Genomic DNA, 26,409 nt, shown 5'->3' on the forward strand with positions numbered 1-26,409 from the left:
CACGATGTCGAACGTGCAGTCGACATTCCGTGCAGGAACCCGTAACCGTCGAATTATGTCCGCTCTTGCATTAGCGCTGTTCGTAGCGCCGATGTTGGCCGGTTGCCTTCGGGTACAGGTGTCTATGGGTGTCTCTGCAGACGACCGAGTGTCGGGGCAGATCGTGGCCGCGACCATACCGACGTCCGATACCGACACCGGCCCGGTGCTCACGCCTCCGTCTTCGCTCGCCAGCAAGATCCGTGTAGCGGAATACAGGCAGGACGGATATGTCGGCACCCAAGCACGTTTCAGCGATCTCTCCTTCGGCGACCTTCAAACCCTCGGTTCCATGTCGGATCAGGCGACCGGGAGCTACCAGCTCGTGATGCAGCGAGCGGGCGACACCGTAACGCTCGAAGGTAAGGCCGATTTACAGACGGTCCCCGAGCAGGGCACCGATGTTCAGTTCACCATCGCATTCCCCGCTCGAATCGGGACGACCAACGGTACCCGTGAAGGGGACAACATCATCACTTGGAAGTTGCCCGCGGGCGAGGTGACGAGCATGCGAGCCGAGGTCAACTATCCCGATCCCAACACCCGAAGTTTCGCGGGCTGGGCCGGCATAGTCGGCGGTGTCACTGTAGGTATTGCGGCGATCGTCGGAGCCATGGCCTGGGTGACCAGAAACCCGCCGGTGCGCCTCGTCGAGTCGAAGAAGTAGGTCGAGTCGAAGAAGTAGACCGCAGACGCTGAACGCCACACCGTGAGCATCTTCGTCAGCAAGGAATCGATCGTGACTACCGCCGGCCGAGTGATCGCCGGGGTGACTGCTGCCGGTGCGGTGCTGTCGGTATCGACGGCGGCCATCTCTATCTTCAACGCCGTCACAGTGCCTCGCCTGTCCCGCGCAACCGATTCCGACGTCCACGACTCGATCGTGGTCTGCGTTCCCGCCCGCAACGAACAAGAACAACTCCCCTTGCTCATTGCCGACCTTCGAGCTCAGCGTCGGTGCCGTGATCTTAGGATTCTGATACTCGACGACGGTTCGTCGGATGACACCCTCGCGGCGGCCCAAGCAGCTGCCGGCGACGACGCCCGCGTCAGCATCGTCGAATCGCGCGCCGAGCCACCTCCAGGTTGGACAGGCAAGGCAGCAGCGTGCCGGACCCTTGCCGGTCTCGCGTTCGAGATGAACGATCACCTCGACGCAATCGTGTTCGTCGACGCCGACGTTCGTCTCGCCCAGGACGCGATCGCAGCAGCAGCGTCGGCACTGCGCGGCCTCGATGCTGCATTGGTGTGTCCATGGCCGAAGCAGATCAGCGGAAGCGTCGTAGAACACCTGGTACAACCGCTACTTGGCTTCTCGTGGATGTCGACGCTACCGATTCGGCTGGCCAACGGTTCGCTCCGTCCGTCGACTACCGTCTCGTGCGGTCAATTCATGATGTTCGACGCGGCGGCGTACCGCGACATCGGTGGGCACGAGTCGGTGGCAGCCAGCGTGACCGAGGATCTCGACATTGCCCGCACCTTGCGTCGTAGTGGTCGGCGCACGATTCTCGTCTCGGGGGCCGGTCTGGTCGAATGCCGTATGTACGACGGTGTGAACGATCTACGCGCAGGATATTCGCGCTGGTTGTGGAACGCTTTCGGCGGTACCGGGGGTTCGATCGGTGTGTTGTCCGCCGTCTCGGTGATGTATTTGCTTCCACCCGTCGCAGCCCTGGTGGGATCTGGTTCCGTCCGAAGGTGGGGCCGGATCGGCTACGTCGCAGCCGTGGTGTCGAGATTCGCTGCAGCGCAAGCCGAATATGCAGACATGCCCGGTCGATCGACCGACGTTCTTCGCTGTGCTGTCGAGTCGAGCGCCCAACCGCTGTCCGTGGCCACCTACATCTGGCTCATGATCGATTCGCATCGGTCGCACGCCCGCGGAAACCTGATGTGGAAGCAGCGCCCACTGATCGCCGAGGACCAATCCCAAGCGGTCGAAGGACGTTCCTAGACGCTCACCGGTTTCAGGTCCAGATCACACGCGTGCTGCGCAGAGTCCCAGATTGGTCAGCACTTCCCGCGTCGCACGCGCGAAGTTCAGGGTGATGAAGTGCAGTGCCGGCGCGCCCTCGGCGATGAGACGCTCGCATGTCGACGTCGCCAATTCGATTCCGACTTCGCGAACCGCAGCTCGGTCTTCTTCGGCCCCGGTCCCGGCCGCTCTGGTGAAGCGCTCGTCGATCTCGCTGGGAAGCGCCGAGCCCGACAGCGACAGAGCCCTACGAACCGTACGGAGCGAGGTGATCGGCATGATCTCGGGAATGATGGGCTTGCACGCCTGCTCGGGGTCGAACGCCGCAACGCGGTCGCGCAACCGCAGATAGTCTTCGACGTCGAAGAACATCTGCGTTATCGAGTATTCGGCTCCGGCACGAAGTTTGTTCACCAGAACACGGGTGTCCTGTTCGAGATCGACTGCCCGGTAGTGCCCCTCGGGGAACGATGCGACGCCGACGTGAAAGTCTCCGAGCTCTCGAACGAGGCTGACGAGCTCCTCTGCATATTCGACACCCTCGGGGTGCTTGGTCCAGTCGCCGAGCGGATCGCCCGGCGGATCGCCGCGAAGCACCAGAATGTTGGAGATCCCGCGGTCTGCGTATGCGCCGACCATGGATCGAAGCTCATCGATGCTATGAGACACCGCGGTCAGGTGCGCCACCGGCAGCAACGTCGTGTTTTCGGAGATCTCTCCCGTTACTCGGACTGTCCGGTCTCGGGTCGAGCCGCCTGCGCCGTACGTCATGGACACGAATGCCGGCTGCATCTGCTCGAATTCGCGGACAGCACGCCACAGCCTCGCTTCCGCGGCCTCGTCCCGTGGTGGAGAAAACTCGACCGAGAATGGAATCTTCGACTCCGTCGATGTCCTCAGACGATCGACTATCGATGGGGTTCGGGTGACCCACCCCTCACTAGACCGCCCCCTGACGGCATCTGATGTCACGGGCACATCATAGTTTCGTGCGAAACTCCGGTGACAGGAGGCTCACGATAGCGGGATCGATCAGCGGTGACGGCTAGTGTGAAAGTGATACATCCCCACCCCGCACTCGACTGGAGGATCCCCTGTCCAGAGACTCGACTCTTCCCGCTCCCCGTCGAACGAGTGACCCCGACCCAGCCCTACGAGAAGCGATCACTGCGCCGGTTGCACTCGTCGAGTCCGCGTTGGCCGAGTTCTTCCATTCCCGACGCGACCAGGTGGCCCGGGTCGGCGGCGGTTACCGTTCTGCCGTCGCAGACCTCGAAGACTTCGTATTGCGTGGTGGAAAGCGAATCCGGCCCTCGTTCGGCTGGATGGCCTGGCTCGGAGCAGGCGGCGATCACCGTAGCCCGCAGGCCGCATCCGTGCTCCGTGCCTGCGCATCTCTGGAATTGATACAAGCGTGCGCGCTCATTCACGACGACATCATCGACGCTTCGCTCACCCGCCGCGGCTTTCCCACCGTGCACGTCGGTTTCACCGAGAGGCATCGTGCGGCGGGCTGGTCCGGCTCCTCAGAGCGCTTCGGTGAATCTGCCGCGATCTTGCTCGGCGATCTGGCATTGTGCTGGGCCGACGACATGCTTCGAGAATCCGGAATCGGACACGACGCGATGGGGCGAGTGTCTCCGGTGTGGTCGGCTATGCGCACCGAAGTGCTCGGCGGTCAGTTGCTCGACATCGAAGCCGAAGCCGGTCTCGACGAATCCGTGGAGGCAGCGATGCAGGTCAATCGCTACAAAACTGCGGCGTACACCGTCGAACGCCCGCTCCAGCTGGGTGCCGTGTTGGCCGGGGCACCGGAGAGCCTCGTCGACGCATATCGATCCTTCGGAACCGATATCGGCCTCGCCTTCCAGCTTCGTGACGACCTCCTCGGTGTCTTCGGCGATCCGGCAGTCACCGGCAAGCCATCCGGCGACGACATCCGAGAAGGCAAACGCACAGTCCTGATGGCAGTGGCGTTACAGCTCGCCGACCGAGACAGGCCGGAGGCGGGATCACTGCTCAGGTCGAGCCTCGGAGTAGTCGATCTGACCGAGGACACGATCGCGATCATCCGTACGTTGCTGATCGAACTGGGAGCAGTCGCGGACGTCGAACGCCGAATTTCCGAACTCACCGACCGCGCACTCGACACGCTGAAGGCGAGTGCAGTCGAACCGCACGCCGCCGCGCAATTACGCGCAATGTCCATAGCCGCCACGCAGCGCACCTACTAGATCGGTAGAGAACATTGTCTCAGCAGCCACGCAACCGAAATCGCCTCCGGACCGTACCGGGTCAAATCGAGACCGTCGTGGTGGTCGGTGCAGGACTTGCGGGGTTGTCTGCTGCTCTGCATCTCGCCGGCGCAGGCAAACAGGTGATGGTCTTGGAACGCGAAGACTCGGTCGGGGGTCGAGTGGGAACCTATACGGTCCGCGACACCGACGGGAGTCGTCTCTACGACATCGACAATGGTGCGAGTGTCCTGACGATGCCCAACCTCATCGAGAACGCGCTGGCGGCAGTCGGTGAGTCCTTCCAATCGACAACACCGGCAATCCAGCTGAGCGCGCTGTCTCCGAGCTACCACTCCCGCTACGCCGATGGCACCGCTATCGACGTGTTTGCCGATCCGAGCGCAATGGCAGCAGAAGTCGAGCGCACGTGCGGATCGACGGAAGCCGCTGGCTACCTGCGACTCCGAGAGTGGCTCGCCTCCATCTTCGAGGCCGAATTCGACCGGTTCATCGACTCCAACTTCGATTCGCCGCTCGATCTGGTGTCCTCGCGTGCAGCGCTCCGCGACACGGCCACTCTCACCAGGCTCGGTGGATTCGGCCGACTCGGACCCCGCGTCGAATCGTTCCTGAAAGACGAGCGACTTCGACGGGTGTTCACTTTCCAGGCACTCTATGCAGGCATGGCGCCGGCGAAGGCTCTCGCTGTCTACGGCGCGATCGCACATATGGATACCTCGCTCGGCGTCTACTTCCCGGTCGGTGGGATGTCCACGATCGCCGCGTCGATGGCCGATGCACTTTCCCGGAACGGTGGTTCGGTTCGCACCGGCGCAGAAGTATCGACTCTGATCGTCGCCGGCAATCGAGTCACCGGCGTCGCGACTGCGGACGGTGAAACCTACGAGTGCGACGCGGTGGTTCTCACACCGGATCTACCGGTAGTGGACGCACTGCTGGATCGAGCGGGAGTTACCTCCAAGGGAAGATCACGCGGCTACGGTGTCGTGTCACCCTCGGCGGTCGTTTTTCACGGCACCGTCCCGATCTCGTCCACCGCGTCGTGGCCGAGTAGGTCACATCACACGATCGATTTCGGAGCCCAGTGGGCGAGCACGTTCCAACGAATCACCGCGCGCAGTGGACGCGGAAAGCTGATGGAGGATCCGTCACTGCTCATCACCCGTCCGGGGGTCAGCGACCCATCACTACAGCTGGTCCGTGACGGCGTGCAGTGCGAACCGGTGTCGATACTGGCACCGTGCCCGAACCTCGACGGAGCGCCGTTGGACTGGGCGGCGTTGGCTATGCCGTACGTGCGCGAATTGCAGGGCGAATTGGAACAACGTGGCTATCACGGTCTCACCGCCGATATGACGATCGACCATGTCGACACTCCGCAGACGTGGGCCGATAAAGGCATGCTGCACGGCAGTCCGTTTTCCTCGGCACACGTGTTCAGGCAGACGGGCCCGTTCCGACGGAAGAATCTCGTGGCAGGGCTCGACAACGTGGTGCTGGCCGGGTCGGGAACCACCCCGGGTGTCGGAGTGCCCACAGTTCTCGTTTCAGGCAAACTTGCGGCCGAACGCATCCTCGGAACCCCCGCTGACGCGTCGGCTGGATCGGCCGTAGTTCGGAGCACGGCCGCCGACGCTCTAAACTGACTCCGGTCCAGCGCGGATTCAGCGTTCGCACCCGCCACGCCAGCAACTTAGTCCCCGAGAGGAGAGTGACCCGACTTATGTCTTCGGTCTCGTCGAGTTCCACCGCCTCGGGTACCGCGGGAGAAGATCCCGCAGCAACTGGGCAATCTTCAGCCGATACCGTCCGTGTCGGCACCGGACTGCATGCCTCTCGCTTTCACACGGTGATGCTGTTCCTTCGGAGTCCAGAAGGACACTCGGCCATCCTGGGTTTGGTCGGTTCCGTGCTCATCACGTTCGGTGGATTCGGTGCAGGCAGTGTGCGAAGACGCGATCCGCTGCTCGAGTCGATGCATTTGTCTTGGCTTCGATTCGGCCACGGCCTCGTTCTGTCGAGCATCATCGTCTGGATCGGCGTCCTGCTGATGATCATCGCGTGGGTCCGTCTGGGTCGTGCCACGCTCGGTGGTCGCACCACACTGGGCGAACTCCGCTGGATCGTCCCCGCCTGGACAGCCCCTCTTCTGTTCGCAGTGCCCATGTTCAGCCGAGACGCGTTTTCCTACCTTGCGCAGGGTGCCTTGCTGCGCGACGGCTTCGACCCGTATGGCGTTGGACCCGTTGCCAACCCAGGCATTCTCCTCGATAACGTCAGTAACGTCTGGACCACGACGACCGCTCCTTACGGGCCACTGTTCCTCCTCCTCGGTCAGGCGATCACCAGCATCACCGGTGACAACGTCATTGCCGGCACGATGCTGCTACGCATCACGATGCTCCCCGGTCTGGCACTGATGGTGTGGGCTGTCCCCCGGCTAGCCCGGCACCTCGGGGGCTCGGCACCACTCGCTTTGTGGCTGGCGGTACTCAATCCTCTCGTTCTGGTCCACTTGATCGGCGGAGTCCACAACGAGTTGCTGATGGTCGGCTTGATGACCGCAGGCATCGTGCTCGTTCTCGAACGGCATCACGTCGGTGGTGTCGCACTCGTCGCCTTGGCCGTTGCGATAAAAGCCACAGCAGGTCTCGCATTGCCGTTCATGGTGTGGATCTGGATGATTCACGAACGCGAGCGTGCGATCCAAGAGAATCGGACACCGCTGTCACCAATTGCCGCATTCGCGAAGACTGCAGGTATCGGCGCAGGTGTGTTTGCAGCAGTCTTCGTTGTCGCGTCCGCCGTCGCAGGAGTCGGAATAGGCTGGCTCACCGCACTGTCCGGTTCGGCAAAGATCATCAACTGGCTTTCTCTGCCTACGATATTGGCCCATCTCACCACGGTCAGCACGTCCTGGTTCCTCGATGTACGCCTCGGACCTGTCCTCGACGTGACTCGCATGCTGTGTGCCATCGCCCTTGCTGTCATCATCGTCGGCACCTGGTGGCTCTACCGCAAGACCGAGCGCGACGCCGTCAAGGGGATCGTCATCGCGCTGGTTGCGATCGTCGTGCTCTCCCCTGCTGCGCTGCCCTGGTATTACTCGTGGCCACTCGCGCTTGCTGCTGGTTTCGCACTGTCGACACGAACGCTGATGATTCTCGTCGGTCTGTCGACGTGGCTGATGCTTGTATTCAGACCCGATGGATCCATCGGCCTCTACACTTTCGCTCACGTCGCGCTCGCAACGTTCGCGGCCGTCGTGGCAGGGCTTTCACTCACCCGAGTAGACCCTCTGCGACTGCGTGCCGGACACACCGACCGCAAGCCGAAGATCGAATCCGACACTCCAGCCGAGAACACCGAAGTGAGTAAAGCGGACCATGGGTGAACTAGACGCTATCGACCCGGCCCTGCACGACGCGTATCGCCTGTGCCGTGACCTGAACGCGCAGCACGGAAAGACGTATTTCCTCGCGACGCGCCTGCTTCCCAGCGACAAGAGGGCAGGAGTGCACGCACTGTACGGCTTTGCTCGAATGGTCGACGACATCGTCGATGTCGACGTGGACTCGGCCGACGTCGAGCTCGAGACGACGACCGCCGCCCCGATCGGCACCACGGTGTCGCAATCCGATCGCGATGCTGCCGCCAAACTCGACGTCCTCGAGCAACGGGTACGCAATGCTCTCGGCGGCGCAGTCTTGGGATCGAGCCGATCGGACAGAGTTCTACAAGCGCTGGCGGACACCACAGCGCGATACTCCATCCCACACGAGTACTACTTTGCGTTTCTTCACTCCATGCGCATGGACATCCCGGGCACACCGATGTTCAAGTCCCGCTATCGGACGATAGCCGAGCTCGACGAATACATGTACGGCTCCGCCGCAGTGATCGGTCTGGAGATGCTCCCGATCCTCGGCACCTCGACGAACATGGCCGACGCAGTACGTCCCGCCGCGGCACTCGGTGAAGCTTTCCAGCTGACGAACTTCATTCGGGACATGGGTGAGGATCTCGACCGCGACCGGATCTACCTTCCGACAGACGAACTGGAGGCATTCGGCGTCGACGAGGAGCTACTGCGAGAGTGTCGGCAATCAGGTCGCACCGACGCCCGAATCAATCGAGCGTTGGCACACCTCATCGCGCACACCCGGGCGGTCTATCGAGACGCCGAACCAGGAATCGACATGTTGGCACCGTCCGTCCAACCAGGAATGCGCACCGCGTTGTTGCTGTACGGAGGGATCCTTCGTGAAGTCGAAGACGGCGGCTACCGGGTGCTCATCGAACGCGCCCGGGTTCCACAATGGCGTCGAGTATCGGTTGCGGCGCCGAGATTGGCTGCCACCGGATGGACCATGGTTCGCGAAAGGGCACGGCTCAGAAGGCCATCGCTTGAGCGCGCCTGATGACCTCTCGCATCAAATCCCCGTGCAGTGCTTCGGCGGGAGTTCCGGGAAGACTGGAGTCCTCCTCGAACAGCCACTTCAAGATTTCCTCGTCCTGATACCCGCCATCGTGCAATACCGCCAGGAGCCCCGGCAGACCTTTCACGATCTGACCGCTTCGGGCGTCGAGGAACACTTCGGGGACGCCGGGAACCCTGTTCCGCTTGACTGCGAGGAGCTGGCGGTCGCGGAGCATCTGCTCGACTCTGGCCTTCGGCACTTCGAGAACCTTGCTGACATCCGCCAGCTGCAGCAGGGAGACGGACGGGTCGAGGACATCGTCGGAATAAGGGATTGTGCTCACTCCGGTAACGTTAACGGGTTCGAGCTCGTATACGAAAAGCACTGCTGCAGGGCTGGCGCCCGCAGAGAATCCCGCTAGGCGACACGTCGTGCTGCGAGACAGTGTCGATATCTACGCTGTTTATCATCGATTCCGTCTTGAAGAAAAGTGAAATGAGGTGCTCCACGGTGATGACCGGAGGGTCCGTGTCGGTAGGTTCATTGCTGGACCGGCGCTACCGAATCGACGCACCGATCGCCCGCGGTGGAATGTCGACGGTGTACCGAGCGCTCGATACACGCCTGGATCGGCCGGTGGCGGTAAAGATCATGGACCCCGCATTCGCCGCGGATCCCCAGTTCGTCGCACGCTTCGAGTTCGAGGCACGAGCGGTGGCCAGGCTGACCAATCCGGGCCTCGTCGCCGTCTACGATCACGGACGCGACGGCGAGTTCGCATTTCTCGTCATGGAGTTGGTCGAAGGCGGAACGCTGCGCGAACTGCTCCGTGAACGCGGTCCGATGCCCCCGCATGCCGCAGCTGCCGTCGTACGGCCGGTACTCGAGGCGCTCGGAACAGCGCATCGCGCCGGACTCGTCCACCGCGACGTCAAGCCCGAGAACATACTCATCTCGGACTCCGGTGACGTCAAGATCGCCGACTTCGGGCTCGTGCGGGCCGTCGCAGCGTCGAATACGACGTCCAGCAGTGTCATTCTCGGCACGGCGGCCTACTTGTCTCCCGAGCAGGTGACCACCGGTTCGGCCAATGCCGGCAGCGATGTCTTCGGTGTCGGGGTCGTGCTGTTCGAGCTACTGACCGGCCGGACGCCTTTCACTGGGGACACCTCGCTGTCCATCGCCTACCAACGCATCGACAACGATGTCCCCCGCCCCAGCGAGATCATCGCCGGGGTACCGGGAGAATTCGACGATCTGGTCCGCCACGCCACGATCCGCGATCCGGCGGGCCGATTCCAGAACGCCGACGAGATGGCCCGCGCGTTGGCGAGCGTCTGCGCAAAGCTCGAACTGCCTTCGTATCGGGTCCCCGCACCCAGGCGCTCTGCCGAACACAGCAGCGCCGCCGCGATGGGTGCTCCGACCACATTCGCTGGACAGCGTCACGAGCCGCAGGCCCCTGCCACGGAGGTAGTAGCCCTCCCTCAGGCCGAGGCTGTCCATCACACCCGCGTCCAGACGGCACCGACGTCGAGGCCGGAGTACGACTACGAAGACACCCCGCAGCCCGCTGCGGTAGGCCGTCGCCAATACCAGTTTCCGGATTTCGACGCGGACAGGCACCGGTCTCGAAGAACTATTGTCATCTGGCTCACCATCGTGGCATTGCTGGCGGTGTTGGTCGGGTTCGGCGGATGGTGGATGGGTTCCGGACGGTACACCTCGGTACCCGTAGTGGAGGGATTGGACATCGCGGCCGCCACGAACACGCTCGAATCCGCCGGGTTGACGAGCACTATTCGCGGCACGTATTCCGACAGTGCGCCGCTCGACACCCTCATCGGAACAGATCCGGGCTCCGGCTCACGGATCACCAAGGGTGAGGAAGTTTCTCTACTCGTCTCCCTCGGCGCGCCGACCGTCCCCGACATCGCTCCGAACACCGCTGTCGGCGATATGCAGCGCCAGCTCCGCGATCGCACCTTTGTGCCCGCCGACGGAGGAGAAACGTTCAGCACCATCGCGCCGGTCGGTGCCGTCGCGGCGCTGAACCCCTCACCTGGCACCGTCCTGTCCGTCGGTGACACCGTCAAGGTACTGCGATCCAAAGGTGCTCCCCCCGTGACGATTCCAGACGTCGCCGGCAGGTCCACGGAGGAGGCAACTGCCGAGCTGGCCACCGTCGGTATATCCGTCTCGGCGACTCAGTTGGCCTTCGACAAGTCCACCGACGGCGGGAAAGTAATTGCCACCGACCCAGCAATCGGGGGCACCGTCAACGCCGGCAGCACGGTGACCTTGAAGGTGTCCAATGCGATCACCGTGCCGTCGCTCCTCGGACGCTCGGTAGGATCTGCTCGCGGCACACTCGAACGGCTCGAACTGGGTGTCCAGGTTCGGCAAGTCGTGGACACCGACGGGTCACTGGTCATCACCCAGAACCCGAGCCCAGGGTCCAGAGTGGCCCCGGGTTCTTCGGTGTCCGTCGTCTCCCTCCCCTGATCGGACAGTGAGCTGATCGCACTGTGAGCAGGGAGACGCTCATGCGAGTGCTCAGCCGCGCAACATCTCCGCAACCAGGAACGCAAGCTCGAGCGACTGCTGCGTGTTCAGCCTGGGATCACATGCTGTCTCGTAGCGACCGGAGAGGTCGAGGTCGGAGATATCCTGTGCGCCACCCAGGCATTCGGTCACGTTGTCACCGGTCAGTTCGACGTGAATACCGCCTGGATGTGTTCCAAGCCCGTTGTGGATCTCGAAGAACCCTTGAACCTCGTCGACGATCCTGTCGAAGTGACGTGTCTTGTATCCGGTCGACGCCTCGTGAGTGTTGCCATGCATCGGATCGCACTGCCAGATGACCTGGTGCCCTGTTGCTTGCACCTTCTCGATGATCGGGGGCAGCAAATCCCGCACCTTGCCGTTGCCCATGCGCGAAATGAGAGTCAACCGTCCCGGCTTGTTCGTGGGGTCGAGTCGTTCGACGTATTCCACGGCCATCTCGGGGGTAGTGCTCGGCCCGATCTTCAAGCCGATGGGGTTGGAAATGAGTTCGGCCAGTGCGATGTGGGCACCGTCGAGTTGGCGCGTGCGATCGCCGATCCACAAGAAATGCGCCGAAAGGTCGTAGAGCTTGGGGTGATCGTCGGTGTTGTCCAGCCGCAGCATCGCGCGCTCGTAGTCGAGCACCAGCGCTTCGTGACTCGCATAAATCTGCGCGGTGTGCAGGTTCGGGTCTTTGACGCCACACGCATCCATGAAGCGGAGGCCTCGATCGATCTCGCCTGCGAGGGCTTCGTAGCGCGCACCTGCAGGCGAATTGGCGACGAATTCACGGTTCCAGTCGTGGACCTTGTGCAGATCCGCCATTCCGGCACCGGTCAGCGCTCGCACGAGGTTCATCGCAGCACTTGCGTTCGCGTATGCACGGACCAGTCGCGATGGGTCGTGGCCTCGCACTGCCTCGTCGGCTACCAACGAGTTCACCATGTCTCCGCGGTAGGACAGCAGTCCGAGTGCGTCGGTATTGGCAGACCGCGGCTTTGCGTACTGCCCCGCGATTCGCGCCACTTTGACCACGGGCATGCTCGCGCCGTAGGTAAGAACCACGGCCATCTGCAAAAGCGTGCGGATATTGCCCTTGATATGCGGTTCGGTGTTGTCTGCGAAAGTCTCCGCGCAGTCGCCACCCTGCAACAAGAACGCCTCACCACGCGCGACGGCGGCGAGCTTGTCCGACAACGCCTCTACCTCGCCCGCAACCGTGATCGGAGGGACGCTCTCGAGCACCTTGCGCATGTCGGCTGCCTGCTCGGGGTCCCACTGCGGCTGCTGCGCCGCAGGCTTGGCCAGCGCGTCGTCCAACTGAGAGCGCAACGTCGGAGACAGCGGAGGAAGTTCGGGCAAGCGGTCGATGGGTACGTCGACAGTCCAGTTCACGTACCTAGGATATTCGCTGGCCGCAGCGTGGTCTCCGACGGGTTGTCCGTCCGTGCCGTCGGGAACACATATTCAGCCAGAATCAGGCCGACGCAGCCTCGATAGCGGTGAACTTAGCCAGGTTGTGCCGCGCGTCGGCGAGGGCGTCGTGGGCATCATCGGGGACCGCAGGCAATGCCGGGCTCCCCCGATCTTCCCAATGCTGCCGGAGCTCGCGGCTGAATCTCGGCAGCGACCTCGGTAGTTCGGTCATCGATCCCCAGAGTTGGCACAGTGCGACGTGGTCGTAGGCAGCCACCCAAGCCCACAACTCCACCTCGGCACCTGGATACGGCACCAGGAACTCGAGCAGTTCGTCGCGAATTCGGGATCTGCCCATCCACAGCGGCGACGAGTACGGTGGCAGCTTGGGCAGGACGTTTCGCCGGACCCATTTGCCGGCGCGGGAGGGATCGAACTCGGAGGAGACTGCATAGAACTCACGGCCGTCCTCGGAGACCACAGCGATCGAGACGAGCTCGATTGTGCGACCATCCTCGATGAACTCGGTGTCGTAGAAGTAGCGCACGCAGGACACACTAGCCCCGGCGGTAGCGCCGACAAAGATCGCCCGCCATCAGAAGGAACACCCGTTGACACCTCCCGAGACCTCCGACCCGATCGATATCGGCGTCGACGACACCGCCACGCCGGCGAACGGCGTCCGATCCACGGCGCCGGTTGCCCGAAGGACAGCCGTGGCGATCTCGTGCATCGTGGTCGTTGCGGGCGTCGCTGCGGGCATCGCCTACAACTTGTTCACGCTTCCCGGTCTTCGTGGGCTGGACGTTCTGGGTGACTACTACAGGATCGATCTGGACGTCTATCGGATCGGCGGCGGCATCTTCGCCTCAGGCTCACCGCTGTACGGTGAGATGCCCGCGACCGCGCTGGGAAACACTCTCCCGTTCACCTATCCCCCGATCGCGGCGGTCCTCTTCAGCCCGTTGTCGATGATCTCGCTCTACTGGGCCGGCATCGTGGTGACTGCACTGTCTTTGGCGCTGCTGGTGACCACAATCGTACTGACGCTGGTTTCTCTCGGGTACTCTCCCAAAACCTTGTTGCTGTGGGCAGCCGGCGCAATCTTCGCGATGTCGATGATTCTCGAGCCCGTCTTCTCCACACTCGACTACGGACAAGTCAACATCATCCTGATGGTGTTCGTTGCTGCGGATTGTCTGCCGAAGAAGACCCCATGGCCTCGTGGTGTCCTCATCGGATTCGTCGCAGCCGTGAAATTGACGCCCGCTGTGTTCGTCCTCTTCTTCCTGATTCGCAAGGACTTTCGGGCGGCCGTCATCTCGGGCGTGAGTTTTGCCGCGTTCACCGCCATCGGCTTCCTGGCAACAATGTCCGATTCGGTCGAATACTGGACGCACACCCTCGTCGACTCGGACCGAATCGGCAAACCTGCCTACCCAGCGAACCAGAGCATCACCGGAGTTCTTGCACGGCTAGGACTCGACGACTCGATGCGGTCGGTGTTGTGGATCGCGCTGTCCTTCGGTGCGCTTGCACTCAGCGCGCTCGCTATGCGGAAGGCGTTCGAGGCCGATCTCACTGCCATAGCCCTCGGCGTGAACGCCGTTCTCGGGCTACTTGTTTCGCCGATCTCGTGGTCACACCATTGGGTGTGGGTCGTGCCGTTCCTCGTTGCACTTGCGACTTCTGCTTATCGTCAGCGAAGCGCCTGGCTGGTGTTCCTGGTCGGCATCGGCCTCGTGCTGTTCCATTTCGCGCCACACTGGCGCCTCGCGCCAGGTCGCTCCTCGGGCCTCGGGTGGCCACTGTGGGACCAGTTGGCAGCGTCGTCGTACGTCTGGTGGGGAATTGTGGCAATAGCCACGGTGGCCTTCTCCACTTGGAAAACCTCACGGCGGAAGGCCACGAACAGCTCACACGAACTCCCGCCGACCGAGCCGACACCGGCCGACTCGCATCGGTGAGCTCAGCTCGCTTTGGAGTCCGGGAGACGCTCGGGGTCGATGCCGGCCACGGGCGCTACCGGGGCGTTCTTGAGGGATGCGGCGTAGACATCTACGTACTCCTGACCGGACAACAACATCAGGTCGTACATCACTTCGTCGGTCACCGCTCGCTCGACGAACCGATTACCCGCCATGCCTTCGAAACGAGAAAAATCGATAGGTTTGCCGATCTTGATAGTGACTTTCGACGGCTTCCAGATCTTCGAACCGATGGGATTCATCTTGTCGGTTCCGATCATCGCCACCGGCACCACCTGTACTCCGGTCTCCAGAGCCAGTCGGGCCATACCGGTCTTGCCCTTGTACAGCCTTCCATCCGGTGAGCGTGTGCCCTCCGGATAGATGCCGAGCAGTTTGCCCTTGGCGATCACCCGAGCGCCGGCGTTGAGCGCATCCTGTGCAGCATCGGCACCCGTCCGGTCGATCGGCACCTGACCGACCGCTGTGAAGAACCACTTCTGGAATGCACCCTTGAGTCCCGAACCTGTGAAGTATTCACTCTTGGCCAGGAACGTGATTCTTCGCTGCACTTTCAACGGCAGATAGAACGAATCGAGAACTGCCTGATGATTACTCGCCAGAATTACCGGCCCCCGCGCCGGGATGTTCTCGGCGCCTTCTACTGTCGGTCGGCCCATCGCAATCAGAATGGGACCGATAAGCACGTACTTGACCAACCAGTACCACATGGGGTCCTTCCTGATTCGAGACTGTCTGTCCCCGCGGATTCGACGTTGACTCTACCCACCGTTTATGACACCAACCACAACAACTCGGCAGCCGCGACAGAGGTCACACGCAGCTAACGCGCATCGATAGGAAATCCGGAACGCGCAAGGTCCGCCGCACCGATCATGCCAGCCGCTTCACCGAGTTGTGTGCTCACGATCCGCGCAAGCGGCCGGTGACCAGCACCGGTGATGAGTCGCGCATAGTGCCCCCGCGCCTCGTCCAAGAACTGACCCGAGGAAGTCGCCACCCCGCCTGCGATGACGATCAAATCCGGATCATAGACATCGCTGACCAAAGCAAGACCGACCCCGAGCCAACGAGCGAAGTCGGCCATAGTACGTCGCGCGATCTCATCGCCGTCCTGCGCGGCGGAGGCGATACGGCGGCCGGTGAGTGATCCCGGATCGAGAAAAACCTCGCGCGCCAGAATCGTGGACGACGGTTGGTCGGCAGCGAGGAATTCGACGGCCGTGTCGACGAGCGCAGTTCCGCTGCAATACCGTTCCCAACATCCGCGCTTTCCGCACGGGCAGGCACGACCGTCGGGGACGACCTGGATATGCCCCAGCTCCGGTGCAACACCATGACTACCTCGATAGATGCGACCTTCGATCAGGAGTGCAGCCCCGATTCCCGTGCCTATCGACACCATCACCACGTTTCGACCGCCTGCCGCAGCACCGAAACGATATTCGGCCCATGCGGCCGAATTGGCATCGTGTTCGAGAAGAACCGGCAGACCGATGCGCTCGCTCATCCGACTGGCCACCGGCGTGTCGATCCACGGCAGGTGCGGCGCGAATCTTACCGAGGTTCGGTCCGAGTCGATGAAACCTGCGACCGCAAGCCCGACCGCGGAAACAGGATGACGGGCGGCGAGTTCCTGGACGGCTCGATCGAGACCGTGCTCGAGGGCCGCAGCCGAATGAGGCGTGGGCGACTGGGCGGAATCGATGACCTGACCGGACGAATCAACGACGGCGGCACGCAGGCTGGTGCCACCGACATCGATGCCGATGGTGAGCAATTCTCGACGCCGCTTCATTACTGACCTTTCCAGTGCCGCCAGCCCCCGAAAAACGACATCGACGCATCTACCGATTCTCACCGGATCTTTCAGATCTCGAATCTCGCCGCTGTCCCGATCGGACTACACCGGATCCTTGACAGTGACGGTAATCGGTACGAATCCGCCTCGTCGAACTACCGGCTCTTCCGTGTCCTGTGCCTCAGCCTGACCCGCCGGGTGATCCGGACCATGCCCGTCGGTGGCGGTCGCGGTGTCGGCTCCTGGGTCCTGGGTTGTCACTGTCGAGGCGTGCGTCGCTTGCGCAGCCGGACCATCCATGTGCTCGGCAACCAATTGCCGGATCATTGCGATGACGGTGGCACCCTCGGTCGCGAGAACTGTGAGTAGATCGTGTTGCTCGCCCCTGATCAACGCAGACAATGCACACACCGGGCACCAACTGCATCCCTGACGTGGGCGCTCCTGCTGATCGGCGACGGCTTGGCGGAGCATCGGCTCGACGCGTGTGAGCACGGTTTCGGCCAACGCCCACAGCTCGGCTGCGACGTCGGAATGCTCGGTGGTCATCTACAGCGTCACCTTTCAGGCCGGCCACAGGGCCGGGTCGGGCCGGAAACGGACCACGAGATTTCCGGATTCGAACTCGGCGCCGAAAACTACACAACGACGCAGCACCGAAGCCAGGCGGACCCGCTTGCGGGTTCCGTCGGCACCGATGATCACGTCGTCCTCCACTCGCCCGAGACTGACCGTCGACGGGTCGACGACCGGGAGACGCAGCGTCATCGTGTACACCGATTCCAACCCCGATCCCGACTCGTGCGCCACCACTGGTTTATCGAACTGGCGTGCGGCGACCTCGGCCCCACCCGATCGCCCGGACCCCGCTCGGTTATTCACTGTGACGACACCCACCCGAGTCTCCAGCGCGCGGAGAGATGCCAACCCTACCGGTTCGTCTGCACTTTGTTCCACGACCAGCAACGAACAACCCCGCGCAAGCTGCTCGACGTCGGCAAGGCGGGCCTGCTGGGCTGCGCGCCAACTCTCGAACCAGAATACCGCCGGGTGCACACCTACCAGCCCCATCGACGGTGACTCGAGGTCTGGCAGAACCTTGTTGACGATCACCTCGGCGACCGGCAAGCCCATCAATGCAGCCGCCGACATCGTCCGACGTGCCTCCGCGACCCCGACCGAATCCGGCGTCAGAACGATTGTCGCCGTCGTTCGCCGGTGATCGAACAACAGCTCACGAACTGCGTCGGCGTCTGCGAGGACGCGTTCCATCGCTGCGACCAGAACAGTCAGACGTGGGTCCGTCCCGGTACCCGCGACGACCCGATCGTGTTGGGGCCAGAGGCGTTCCAGATAGCCACACAGCAGGTCTGGAAGCGCCAGGGTGCGCAACGCATCAGCGGTTGCCGGAAGGTCGACGAACACTGTGTCCCAAATTCTTTCGTCCACCAGTTCGACCAGCCGATGCAACCCGAGGAGTTCCTGGGCTCCCGGCGCGCCCACGATCTCTTCGGGGTCGATACCGCCGAAACGAACGCCGTGTTCGTGCCCCGTTCCTGCCAACGACACGATGGCCGAGATCGATCGGTAGCTCGCCTCCAGTAGCGCCAAGGTATTCAACTCGAGAACATCGAGTCCCTCGGCGACCGACCTGGGCCGATTACCGGCCGGTGACGTCGAATCATCCGAAGGTGGGCGTCCGAGAACATCGAGCAACGAATGTGCCTGATCGAATGACACCACCAACACTCGACGCCCCGACCTGGCGTCCGCGATCGCAGCCTTGGCAGCAAGCGTCGTCTTTCCCGCTCCGCCCTTTCCGACGAACAGTCGGACCATGGTGCGGGCGTCGGTGCGAGGCTCGCTCAGCCTTCGACCCGCTTCTTCAGCTCTTTGAGCGCGGTGTCGGTGATGACCTTCTCCGCTTTGCGCTTGAACAACCCGATCATCGGAATGTTCAGATCTACCGTCAACTCGTAGACGACATCGGTCCGTCCGTCACCGGTGGCCTTCAACGTGTAGGACCCCGACTGCGACTTCTGCATTTCACCCGATACGAGCTCCCATGCCACCGCCATTCCATCCGGTGCCCAGTCGTAACGAAGTTCGTAGGTGTCCTTGACCATTCCAGCGTCGAGGACGAACTTGACGCGGTCCGCTCGACCGTTCGAGCCGGTAGCCAGCACCTCCACTGACTTCGCTGCCGAGACCCAGGACGGATACGCGTCGAAGTCTGCGATCACGTCCATTACCTGTGAGGACGGAGCGTCGACGGTGATCGACCTCTGAGTTTTCTCGGCCATGCTGTTGGTCCGCTTCCTCTCTCATTCGGTGTCGATGGGCTTGTCTCACCCAGGCATCGGCGCTCGCCGTCGACGCCCCTCATCACACACGATCGCCTACTGTCCGCACAACGGGGACCGCAAGTGAGCGCGCTTCGCCTCTAGATTCGTGCGTGATCCGGACGTTCGCCCGCAGCGCGGCCTGCCTCCAATTCACGCTTGAGCGCGAATGCCATCGATTTTCCTGCAATCCTTCGCCTACGGTTCTCGCCGACAAGGTCTAGTCCTTCTCGTCCAGCGGGTGGCTCTGCGTGCAAAAAATAATGGACGATCACGCCGTCGAGGACCGGGACTTCCTCGAGCCACACTTCCATCGTCCCGGTCAGCGCTCCGTCGATCGTCCAACGGATGCCTTTCTCGCCCCGATCTTCGGACACCTCGATCCGCAGGTCAGGCCACCACGACCGCCAACGATCTCTCGGCGCCATCGCCTCGGAGACGCGCGCGCCCGGAACAGCAATGAAAGTTTGATCCGCTACTTGGATACTGCTCATCGAAAGAGCTTCACATATATCTTTCGCGGCGCTGCACCTGAGGCGGTCGAACTGCTACTTGAAGCCGGACTACAGTACAAACAATCCGAGCTACTCGTGAGTAGAGCTAACCGATCCGTTGTTGGAGGTACCCCCGTGCGTGAGTTCACTGTGCCCGCCCGATTCGAAATCGAGGACGGGGAATCGGCAGTCGATTCCGTTTTCACCCGCCGGGCTTCGGCACCCGAGTCCGTGGCGTTTCTCCGCCAAGAGAACGGCAACTGGACCGACGTCACTGCCGAGCAGTTCGCTACTCAGGTCGTATCGGTTGCCAAAGGACTGATTGCCTCCGGTGTCGAGCAGGGTGATCGCGTCGCATTGATGTCCTCGACGCGCTACGAATGGTCGGTACTCGACTATGCGATCTGGGCGGCAGGCGGCGTGACGGTTCCGGTCTACGAGACATCATCTGCCAATCAGGTCGAGTGGATTCTCTCCGACGCCGAGCCGGTTCTACTCGTGCTGGAAAACGGGCAGCACCGCGACGAAACCGCCGACGTCGTCACAGCGTCGACGACGGTACGTAGGACGTTCCAGGTGGACGGTACAACAGCCGATACCGGCGCGATCCACGAATTGACCGAACTCGGCGCGGCCACTGCCGATGGCGTGGTCGAGGCGCGTGTCGCTGCCCTACGTTCGTCCGATCCGGCGACCCTCATCTACACCTCCGGTACTACCGGCCGCCCCAAGGGCGTACAGCTCACCCACGCCAATCTCCTTGCGGAGTCCAAGGGAATCCGCGAGACGACGCTGAAGACACTGCTGAGGGGCGGCACGCGGACCCTGATGTTCCTGCCGCTCGCGCACGTATTGGCCCGCGCCGTCACGATTGCGGCCTTCGATGCGGGGACCACAGTCGGCCACACGAACGACATACCCAACCTCGTCGCGACGTTCGGGTCGTTCAAACCCGACTTCATCCTGTCGGTTCCTCGAGTGTTCGAGAAAGTGTTCAACACCGCGAAGCAGAAGGCACACGCCGACGGCAAGGGAAGGATCTTCGACGCGGCCGCCGACACAGCTGTCGCGTGGAGCCAGTCGAAGGACGACGGCTCCACCGGAATCGTTCTTCGGGTCAAGCATGCAGTGTTCGACAAACTCGTCTACTCGAAACTCCGTGCGGCTCTGGGTGGCAACTGCAAGCTGGCAATCTCCGGCGGCGCTCCGCTCGGCGCACGACTCGGCCACTTCTATCGCGGAATCGGGGTACCGATCTACGAGGGATACGGACTGACCGAGACCAGTGCTGCCTTTGCGGTGAATACGATCGGGTATCAACACGTCGGCAGTGTCGGTCGACCCCTCCCCGGCAATACCGTCCGTATCGCCCCCGACGGCGAAATTCAGCTGCGCGGCCCTGTTGTGTTCGCCGGCTACTGGCGAAACGAAGAAGCGACTGCCGAGTCCCTGGACGACGGATGGTTCTGTACCGGCGACCTCGGTTCGCTCGACGCCGACGGGTACATCACGATCACCGGCCGCAAGAAAGAATTGATCGTCACCGCAGGTGGGAAGAACGTCTCGCCCGCAGGTCTGGAAGATCAACTGCGCGCGCATGCCCTGATCAGTCAAGCAATCGTCGTCGGCGATCAGAAGCCATTCATCGGCGCGCTCTTGACGCTCGACACCGACGCTCTGACCGGCTGGAAGGCGCGCAACTCCAAACCCGCAGATTCATCTGCTGCCGACCTGACCACCGACCGGGACCTGATCGCAGAGATCGATGCGGCGATCGCTGAGGCAAACAAGTCGGTCTCACACGCCGAAGGGATCAAGAAGTACCGGATCCTGCCGAACGACTTCACCGAGGAGGCGGGCGAGGTGACACCTACGATGAAGCTCAAACGCAATGTGATCACGAAGTCCTACGCGGACGACGTCGAAGCGATCTACTCCAAGTAGTCACCGCCCTGTTCCCTTGTGTGCCGACCACGCGCACAAGGGAACAGGCCGCGGGTCAGAGCAGTCCGCGCAACTTGTGCGCGAGAGTGTCCCAGCGCCAGTTCTTTTCGACCCACTCACGTCCGGCCGCGCCCATCGATGCGGCGAGCGTCGCATCGGACAGAATTCGGACGATCGACTCGGTGATCTGCTCGACCGAACGACCATCGACTACAAGTCCGGTTTCGTTCTGCCGCACCGTCTCCGGTGCGCCACCGGACATGCCGGCGACGACCGGCACGCCGCACGCCGATGCTTCCAGGTAGACGATTCCCAGGCCCTCGACATCGAGCCCCCAGCCGCGAGTTCTGCTCGGCATCGCGAAGACATCCGCGATCGTGTGATGCGCGGCCAGCTCCGCCGAAGGGACTGTGCCAGTGAAGATCACGTGTTCCTCCACGTCGCAGCTTCGGGCCAGCCCGCGCAAGGTGCCCTCGTACGGCCCGCCACCGACGATGACCAGAACCGCACCGTCGATCGCTTCTCTGATCCCCTGCATCGACCGGATGAGAAAATCCTGTCCCTTGCGCGGCACCAAGCGGGAAAGACACAGAATCGTCGGGCGATCCCCCAACCCGTAACGAGCCCGAAGTTCTGCTCGCGCAGCGGAATCCGGTTTGAATTTATCGGTGTCGACACCCGGCGGCACATGCTCGAGCGCGGCCTGCGGACCGAAAGCCGACGCGAACCGTCCTCGCGTGTACTTGCTTACATACGTCACGGTGTCGACAGAGTTGCCGATCGCACGCAGCGTTCCGCGACCACCTGGAATCATCGACCATCCCACTTCGTGACCATGGGTGCTGGCGATGATCGTCTCTGCCCCGGCGCGTCTGACTATTGGAGCCATCACAGCGAGCGGCGCTGCCGCACCGAACCACACACTGTCACAATCGTGCGACTTCACAAGCCGCGCAGCTCTTCGCGCCACCAGCGGCGTCGGGAGCATCAACGTCGTGGGATGCCGAACTACCTCGTACGGCTGGCCCGCATCGAACGCGACATGACTATCGCCCCGCCATCGGGGGGCATACACCACCAGTTCTTCGGGTGGGAACCTATCCGCAATGCTCTGGAGATAGGACTGAATACCTCCGGGACGCGGGGGAAAGTCATTCGTTACCAAGAGCGTCCGACCCATTGCACTACCGTAGGTCAGCTCGCATTCTGCGCAACCCAAGCCCCCCAGTCCGCGATGAACGTGTCGGGTCTCGACCCGACAGTCGCTTCGAGACCCGCGCTGATCTCGGCGTCTGCGTGCGGACCGGTTGCCAACTGCGCGTAAAGATCTCGGAGCACCTGCTCGCCGTACCGCTCGGCGACGAACGCTGCCAGGGACCATGCGGATTCGTAGGCGAGGGTGGAACGGAGCCCACCTGCCGAGAAATCGGAGTCTGCCGGGAGAACCGTGGGCGGTCCACCTGCCCGGACTGCACGACTCAGGGTCGGCGCCAGCGTGGCGAAGTCGACACCCGATCCGCGATATCCCGAATAGTCCGCGAACCCCTCGAGCATCCACGTCGGGGATCCGTCGACAGTGTTCGCGCGAGCGGCGATGTGCGTGAGTTCGTGACGCAGGACCGAGCGAGTAGTGAAGTCGGTCAATCGCTCTGCGGCGGAGGGAGAGAAGATGACACGCTGCCCAGTCACCGGATCGCCGGGCACGACAAAATCAGAGACGGACACAGCCGCCACGTCCGGACCTGCAACTCCCCCTGCCGAAGCGAGGAACTCGTCTGTGGAACTCGTCGTCACTACCAGCGTCTTGCGCGGCCAGTCGTCACCCACGAAGTCCGCCACTGCCTCGACAGCGGCCGGCAACTCGGTGGCAAGCCGAGAGGTGAGAAGATCCTGCTCTCGTTTTCCCAACACCATCGATGTTCCCCCGGCCGTCGCGATCGGCGTGACCGTCACCGGCCCGAAGTCCCACGGTCCTCGCCAGGTATGCCGGTCGATACCGGGTATGTCCGTGTCGGACACCAGTCGCCATCTGTCGTCGCGCTCGGCCACCAGCAGCGAAATGGGTCTGCGGGTCGGTAGATCATCCGGCCCGTCGACGCCATACCGAAGAACCACCGACGGCGCCCACACATCGGCGGCCGCCACTCGCTCGGCTACCTCGGACGGGACGGGCGTTTCCGGCTCGTCCACGATCTCGTAGCCCCACTCGGACAGCGGCACATCCGAGAGGTCGGATGCGGTGCGGATCAGCGATTGCAGGAACTCAGGTGATGCTGCCGGGTCGACCAGAGCTTCGAGCGCGGCAGCGTCGTTGGAGGAGACCGCATCCGCCCAATCCGCCAGAAGCTCTTCTACGCCCGCCTGACGCTGATCCTCGTACGGATTCGAGGGCATCGGCGGCGTCGACTCGGCCGGCGGGCCGGACGCTGTACACCCCGACATCCATACGAGGGCACCGACGAGGACTGCCGCCGACAAAGAGCGGCGGACAGTAATCGAGTGAATCAAGCTGGCGCTATCAGTACCGGCGCGCACCGTAGAACGGGAACGAAGCCATCGACTGAACCTTCACCGGCACACCGAACGTCGATGCATGCAGCACGTTGCCGTTGCCGGCATACAGACCGACATGGGATGCGTCCGGATAGAAGAGAACGACGTCGCCTGGCTGAAGGCTCTTCTGATCGACTGGGGTTCCGCCGGCCGCCTGTGCCTGGCTGGACCGCGGAAGCGTCTTGCCGACCTGCTTGTAGGCCCACACGACCAGCCCTGAGCAGTCGAAGCCATCGGGCCCGGTAGCGCCCCAGACATATGGTTTACCTATCTGCGTCAAACCTGCCTGCAGAGCACCGGACCCCGACCCCGGAACCAAACCCGCGATTATCTTCGACAGATCGAATCCTGGAGGTAGCGGGCTGCCTGCGTAGTCACTCCGTTCGGCGCCGGACAGCGCACTGAACGCCGCCATCACCTCTGCCGTTTGCCCTTGAAGTTCGCTCTGCTTGGCCTGCAGATCATCGCTGACCATCTTCGCCTGATCTGCAGCCGTGCGCGCCTCGTCTGCAGCTGAACGTGAGGCTTCCTCGGCCGCAGCGGCATCGGACGTCGCCTGCTTGAACTGCCCCACCTGCCGGGAAGTCTCCGCGGAAATGATGTCGAGGGCCGACATTTGGTCCAAAAGTTGCTGCGGTGAATCGCTGACCATCACGGCGAACAGCCTGTTTGTCCGACCACCCTGATAGTTGACGTTGGCAACTTTGTCCACGGCGGGCTTCAGCTCGGCCAACGCCGCCTCGGCGACCGCGAGCGCGCTCCGATGGGCCTCGACGGCGGCGTCTGCTTCACGCTGTACTGCGGTCTTGGCATCGAGATCTATTTGCGCGTTGTGCAGAGCTTCGGTCGTTTGCTCGGACTCACGCGCAAGGTCCGACAACCGCGTCTGAGCATCGGATGCGCTGTCGATGCCAGGTTGCGCCTGGGCTGTTGCGGCCGGCGCCACGAGTAGACACAGCGCACACGCTGCAGCGGCGAGGACGCTGCGCTTGGATCGGACAACGTTCTTGACTGTCGGTGTCGCCACAGAAGGTGACTCTCCGTTCTTGCAGGTGTGTCGATGAAGCAATGGCGCAGTGCAGATTTGCTGCGACGTTCGCTCACCAGTGCACAAACGACTGAAGTGCGCATGATTGACTGATAACAAACTCTACCCATCAGTTTCGTTACATGGGCGAGAATGAAGTCGGATACAGCGGAACTTTTCAAGCATTCGGACTTTTTGCACAGTCAGGACTCGGCAAGATTACGGAATCATCACGCCTGTGTCCAACCATGACCGAATCAAGGTGCGGACACGCACGTCTCGAGCCCTCCGAAACGACGAAACAGCATCAGGTCCACGGCCGACGCGACCGGGTCCTGATGCTGTTTGCGCACCGATCACACGAATCAGTATCGACGAGCTCCGTCGAACGGCATCGACGACACCGGTGCAACCTTGACGGGAACACCTGAGGTGGATGCATGGATTACGTTGCCGCCGCCTGCGTAGATACCCGAATGCGACCCACCGTAGAAGGAGACGACATCTCCCGGCTGGAGGTCGGACTGAGATACCGAAACACCAGCGGACGCCTGGTCGTAGCTCGTACGGGGCAAGCTGACACCGGCCTGCTTGTATGCCCACTGCACCAGACCCGAGCAATCGAACGAGTCAGGACCGGATGCACCGTAGACGTACGGGGAACCGACCTTGGACTCTGCGGCTTGCACAGCCTTCGCAGCAGGCGTGACCTGGGGAGCGATAGGTGCCGGCGCGCCGGGTAGCCCGGGGACGGCCGGCAGCGGGGGCATGCCCGGGATCTCTGGTATTTCGAACGTACCGACACCCGGGATCGTGATGGGGGCCGCCATTGCGGGGGCAGCGGGCAGGATGACCGCGCCGGCAGTGATCGCGCCGGCTACGAGTATTCGACGCAATTGGCGGGTTGAAGTATGTGACGCCACGAGAGGTTGTGCTCCGTTTCTTCCACTCATCCGCCGACCGAGTTAGCTGACGGGTTCGGGCTGGGAAGATCAGCCCTACCCACCGTTCGCATAATTGCGATCCGGCGGGATTCACCCCAGTAGAAATCGGGTTCCCGGTACGGCCACTCTGTCGAGTGCCCGATTAGGCGGTGACTTGCGACGCCACTCCTGTCTGGACTGGCGAGACTCCGCAAGGTCTCAGGAAGGTTACGAAATGGCATAGCTCCGTGTCGACCCCAACGCGCCGAAGAGTCACGAATATCTGAAAATCGGACTACATCGCACGTAGATCCGCGCTTGAATCACAAGACGGTAACGACGAGCTTCGGGAAGCGTCGCCTGCTTCCACGACCAGACGTAAACGCGGGACGAGACCGACGTCTGCCAGAACCCCGATTGCGCCCAGTTCCGCCTGGTCGATGTCTATTTTCGAGCCTTCGTGACCGACTCCGACATCGACCGAACCGGCCGCTCCCGGAGGCCCCAGAAGGACAGTTACGACGCAGTCTCCGCACGCGATGTCGCGAACCTTGCAATCGCTGCAATCCACAATCATGTGATCCTCGTCTCTTTTGTGTTTCGGCTCGAAATTCCGACCCGTTTCGGGTGAACGTAGCGACGGGGTACGACACGCCTTCCGCTGAGGAGGCAACACAC

Annotated in this window: 23 protein-coding genes and 1 riboswitch; of the genes, 9 read left to right on the forward strand and 14 right to left on the reverse strand. The window is 62.4% G+C overall.

Translation table 11 applies throughout. The annotated features are described in order from the left end of the window. Positions 1 to 55: 55 nt before the first annotated feature. Positions 56 to 706, forward strand: coding sequence for an LppM family (lipo)protein (locus tag O1W68_RS12680; RefSeq protein ID WP_269304018.1), 651 nt, complete (start codon positions 56 to 58; stop codon positions 704 to 706). 72 nt (positions 707 to 778) lie between these two features. Continuing rightward, positions 779 to 1,996 (forward strand): glycosyltransferase, encoded by a 1,218-nt coding sequence (locus O1W68_RS12685; protein ID WP_269304020.1) that lies wholly within the window; start codon positions 779 to 781, stop codon positions 1,994 to 1,996. A gap of 24 nt (positions 1,997 to 2,020) precedes the next feature. Here O1W68_RS12685 and metF read toward each other — a convergent pair whose 3' ends face one another. Then, positions 2,021 to 2,989, reverse strand: coding sequence for a methylenetetrahydrofolate reductase [NAD(P)H] (metF, locus tag O1W68_RS12690; RefSeq protein ID WP_269304022.1), 969 nt, complete (start codon positions 2,987 to 2,989; stop codon positions 2,021 to 2,023). Between the two features lie 191 nt (positions 2,990 to 3,180). Between metF and O1W68_RS12695 the strand changes: the two genes are divergently transcribed. The 4 genes from O1W68_RS12695 (at position 3,181) to O1W68_RS12710 (ending at position 8,696) form a co-directional block, all read left to right on the forward strand. Then, on the forward strand, positions 3,181 to 4,251 hold the full coding sequence (locus O1W68_RS12695) for a polyprenyl synthetase family protein (RefSeq protein WP_269304506.1): 1,071 nt from the start codon (positions 3,181 to 3,183) through the stop codon (positions 4,249 to 4,251). Between the two features lie 80 nt (positions 4,252 to 4,331). Then, positions 4,332 to 5,921, forward strand: a complete 1,590-nt coding sequence (gene crtI / locus O1W68_RS12700) for a phytoene desaturase family protein (RefSeq protein WP_269304508.1) — start codon at positions 4,332 to 4,334, stop codon at positions 5,919 to 5,921. A 206-nt stretch (positions 5,922 to 6,127) separates the two neighbouring features. Further along, positions 6,128 to 7,669 (forward strand): alpha-(1->6)-mannopyranosyltransferase A, encoded by a 1,542-nt coding sequence (locus O1W68_RS12705; protein WP_269304510.1) that lies wholly within the window; start codon positions 6,128 to 6,130, stop codon positions 7,667 to 7,669. Continuing rightward, entirely contained in the window at positions 7,662 to 8,696 is a 1,035-nt protein-coding gene (locus O1W68_RS12710; protein WP_269304024.1) for a phytoene/squalene synthase family protein, read from the forward strand. The genes O1W68_RS12705 and O1W68_RS12710 overlap by 8 nt, the downstream gene beginning before the upstream one ends. On the opposite strand, the gene O1W68_RS12715 is transcribed toward O1W68_RS12710, so the two are convergent. Then, on the reverse strand, positions 8,668 to 9,039 hold the full coding sequence (locus tag O1W68_RS12715) for an Rv2175c family DNA-binding protein (protein WP_269304026.1): 372 nt from the start codon (positions 9,037 to 9,039) through the stop codon (positions 8,668 to 8,670). The genes O1W68_RS12710 and O1W68_RS12715 overlap by 29 nt on opposite strands. A gap of 170 nt (positions 9,040 to 9,209) precedes the next feature. Here O1W68_RS12715 and pknB point away from each other — a divergent pair, with 170 nt between their 5' ends. Further along, positions 9,210 to 11,201, forward strand: a complete 1,992-nt coding sequence (gene pknB, locus O1W68_RS12720) for a Stk1 family PASTA domain-containing Ser/Thr kinase (protein ID WP_269304028.1) — start codon at positions 9,210 to 9,212, stop codon at positions 11,199 to 11,201. Positions 11,202 to 11,252: 51 nt separating this feature from the next. On the opposite strand, the gene O1W68_RS12725 is transcribed toward pknB, so the two are convergent. Together O1W68_RS12725 and O1W68_RS12730 are read right to left on the reverse strand one after the other, a co-directional pair. After that, positions 11,253 to 12,638, reverse strand: coding sequence for a class II 3-deoxy-7-phosphoheptulonate synthase (locus O1W68_RS12725; RefSeq protein WP_136172012.1), 1,386 nt, complete (start codon positions 12,636 to 12,638; stop codon positions 11,253 to 11,255). Between the two features lie 82 nt (positions 12,639 to 12,720). Continuing rightward, positions 12,721 to 13,206 (reverse strand): polyadenylate-specific 3'-exoribonuclease AS, encoded by a 486-nt coding sequence (locus tag O1W68_RS12730; protein ID WP_269304031.1) that lies wholly within the window; start codon positions 13,204 to 13,206, stop codon positions 12,721 to 12,723. A gap of 97 nt (positions 13,207 to 13,303) precedes the next feature. Here O1W68_RS12730 and O1W68_RS12735 point away from each other — a divergent pair, with 97 nt between their 5' ends. Further along, a complete protein-coding gene (locus O1W68_RS12735) occupies positions 13,304 to 14,626 on the forward strand; it encodes a glycosyltransferase 87 family protein (RefSeq protein ID WP_442972367.1) in 1,323 nt (440 codons plus the stop codon). A 2-nt stretch (positions 14,627 to 14,628) separates the two neighbouring features. On the opposite strand, the gene O1W68_RS12740 is transcribed toward O1W68_RS12735, so the two are convergent. The 6 genes from O1W68_RS12740 to O1W68_RS12765 form a co-directional block, all read right to left on the reverse strand. Further along, positions 14,629 to 15,357, reverse strand: a complete 729-nt coding sequence (locus tag O1W68_RS12740; RefSeq protein WP_269304033.1) for a lysophospholipid acyltransferase family protein — start codon at positions 15,355 to 15,357, stop codon at positions 14,629 to 14,631. Between the two features lie 113 nt (positions 15,358 to 15,470). After that, positions 15,471 to 16,445 carry an ROK family protein gene (locus O1W68_RS12745; RefSeq protein WP_269304035.1) on the reverse strand — a complete coding sequence of 325 codons (975 nt, stop codon included), beginning with the start codon at positions 16,443 to 16,445 and terminating at the stop codon, positions 15,471 to 15,473. 105 nt (positions 16,446 to 16,550) lie between these two features. After that, positions 16,551 to 16,997, reverse strand: a complete 447-nt coding sequence (locus tag O1W68_RS12750) for a hypothetical protein (protein WP_269304036.1) — start codon at positions 16,995 to 16,997, stop codon at positions 16,551 to 16,553. 15 nt (positions 16,998 to 17,012) lie between these two features. Then, positions 17,013 to 18,287: an ArsA family ATPase gene (locus O1W68_RS12755; protein ID WP_269304037.1), complete on the reverse strand. Its 1,275-nt coding sequence runs from the start codon at positions 18,285 to 18,287 to the stop codon at positions 17,013 to 17,015. A gap of 26 nt (positions 18,288 to 18,313) precedes the next feature. Continuing rightward, the gene (locus O1W68_RS12760; RefSeq protein WP_269304039.1) at positions 18,314 to 18,751 is read right to left on the reverse strand and encodes an SRPBCC family protein; all 438 of its coding nucleotides are present in this window, start codon (positions 18,749 to 18,751) and stop codon (positions 18,314 to 18,316) included. Between the two features lie 140 nt (positions 18,752 to 18,891). Beyond that, positions 18,892 to 19,284, reverse strand: a complete 393-nt coding sequence (locus tag O1W68_RS12765; RefSeq protein WP_269304040.1) for a polyketide cyclase / dehydrase and lipid transport — start codon at positions 19,282 to 19,284, stop codon at positions 18,892 to 18,894. A gap of 135 nt (positions 19,285 to 19,419) precedes the next feature. Here O1W68_RS12765 and O1W68_RS12770 point away from each other — a divergent pair, with 135 nt between their 5' ends. Further along, on the forward strand, positions 19,420 to 21,228 hold the full coding sequence (locus tag O1W68_RS12770) for an AMP-dependent synthetase/ligase (protein WP_269304041.1): 1,809 nt from the start codon (positions 19,420 to 19,422) through the stop codon (positions 21,226 to 21,228). 55 nt (positions 21,229 to 21,283) lie between these two features. On the opposite strand, the gene O1W68_RS12775 is transcribed toward O1W68_RS12770, so the two are convergent. From O1W68_RS12775 to O1W68_RS12790, 4 genes are all read right to left on the reverse strand, one after another. After that, the gene (locus O1W68_RS12775) at positions 21,284 to 22,408 is read right to left on the reverse strand and encodes a glycosyltransferase family 4 protein (protein WP_269304043.1); all 1,125 of its coding nucleotides are present in this window, start codon (positions 22,406 to 22,408) and stop codon (positions 21,284 to 21,286) included. A 14-nt stretch (positions 22,409 to 22,422) separates the two neighbouring features. Next, the gene (locus O1W68_RS12780) at positions 22,423 to 23,763 is read right to left on the reverse strand and encodes a peptidase MA family metallohydrolase (RefSeq protein WP_269304045.1); all 1,341 of its coding nucleotides are present in this window, start codon (positions 23,761 to 23,763) and stop codon (positions 22,423 to 22,425) included. Further along, entirely contained in the window at positions 23,747 to 24,808 is a 1,062-nt protein-coding gene (locus tag O1W68_RS12785) for a C40 family peptidase (RefSeq protein ID WP_269304047.1), read from the reverse strand. The genes O1W68_RS12780 and O1W68_RS12785 overlap by 17 nt, the downstream gene beginning before the upstream one ends. A 365-nt stretch (positions 24,809 to 25,173) precedes the next feature. After that, a complete protein-coding gene (locus O1W68_RS12790; RefSeq protein ID WP_269304049.1) occupies positions 25,174 to 25,731 on the reverse strand; it encodes a C40 family peptidase in 558 nt (185 codons plus the stop codon). A gap of 16 nt (positions 25,732 to 25,747) precedes the next feature. After that, positions 25,748 to 25,911, reverse strand: a riboswitch (cyclic di-AMP (ydaO/yuaA leader). Positions 25,912 to 26,409: the final 498 nt, after the last annotated feature.

The sequence above is a fragment of the Rhodococcus sp. H36-A4 genome (assembly GCF_027158005.1).
In the GTDB taxonomy this organism is placed as follows: domain Bacteria; phylum Actinomycetota; class Actinomycetes; order Mycobacteriales; family Mycobacteriaceae; genus Rhodococcoides.

Excerpts from the sequence above, each read along its gene's own strand:
- O1W68_RS12680 (WP_269304018.1), top strand. The coding sequence starts at position 56 with ATGTCCGCTCTTGCATTAGCGCTGTTCGTAGCGCCGATGTTGGCCGGT.
- O1W68_RS12760 (WP_269304039.1), bottom strand. The coding sequence starts at position 18,751 with ATGGCCGAGAAAACTCAGAGGTCGATCACCGTCGACGCTCCGTCCTCA.
- O1W68_RS12755 (WP_269304037.1), bottom strand. The coding sequence starts at position 18,287 with ATGGTCCGACTGTTCGTCGGAAAGGGCGGAGCGGGAAAGACGACGCTT.
- O1W68_RS12705 (WP_269304510.1), top strand. The coding sequence starts at position 6,128 with ATGCTGTTCCTTCGGAGTCCAGAAGGACACTCGGCCATCCTGGGTTTG.
- O1W68_RS12740 (WP_269304033.1), bottom strand. The coding sequence starts at position 15,357 with ATGTGGTACTGGTTGGTCAAGTACGTGCTTATCGGTCCCATTCTGATT.
- O1W68_RS12775 (WP_269304043.1), bottom strand. The coding sequence starts at position 22,408 with ATGGGTCGGACGCTCTTGGTAACGAATGACTTTCCCCCGCGTCCCGGA.
- pknB (WP_269304028.1), top strand. The coding sequence starts at position 9,210 with ATGACCGGAGGGTCCGTGTCGGTAGGTTCATTGCTGGACCGGCGCTAC.
- O1W68_RS12765 (WP_269304040.1), bottom strand. The coding sequence starts at position 19,284 with ATGAGCAGTATCCAAGTAGCGGATCAAACTTTCATTGCTGTTCCGGGC.
- O1W68_RS12710 (WP_269304024.1), top strand. The coding sequence starts at position 7,662 with ATGGGTGAACTAGACGCTATCGACCCGGCCCTGCACGACGCGTATCGC.
- O1W68_RS12750 (WP_269304036.1), bottom strand. The coding sequence starts at position 16,997 with ATGACCACCGAGCATTCCGACGTCGCAGCCGAGCTGTGGGCGTTGGCC.
- O1W68_RS12745 (WP_269304035.1), bottom strand. The coding sequence starts at position 16,445 with ATGAAGCGGCGTCGAGAATTGCTCACCATCGGCATCGATGTCGGTGGC.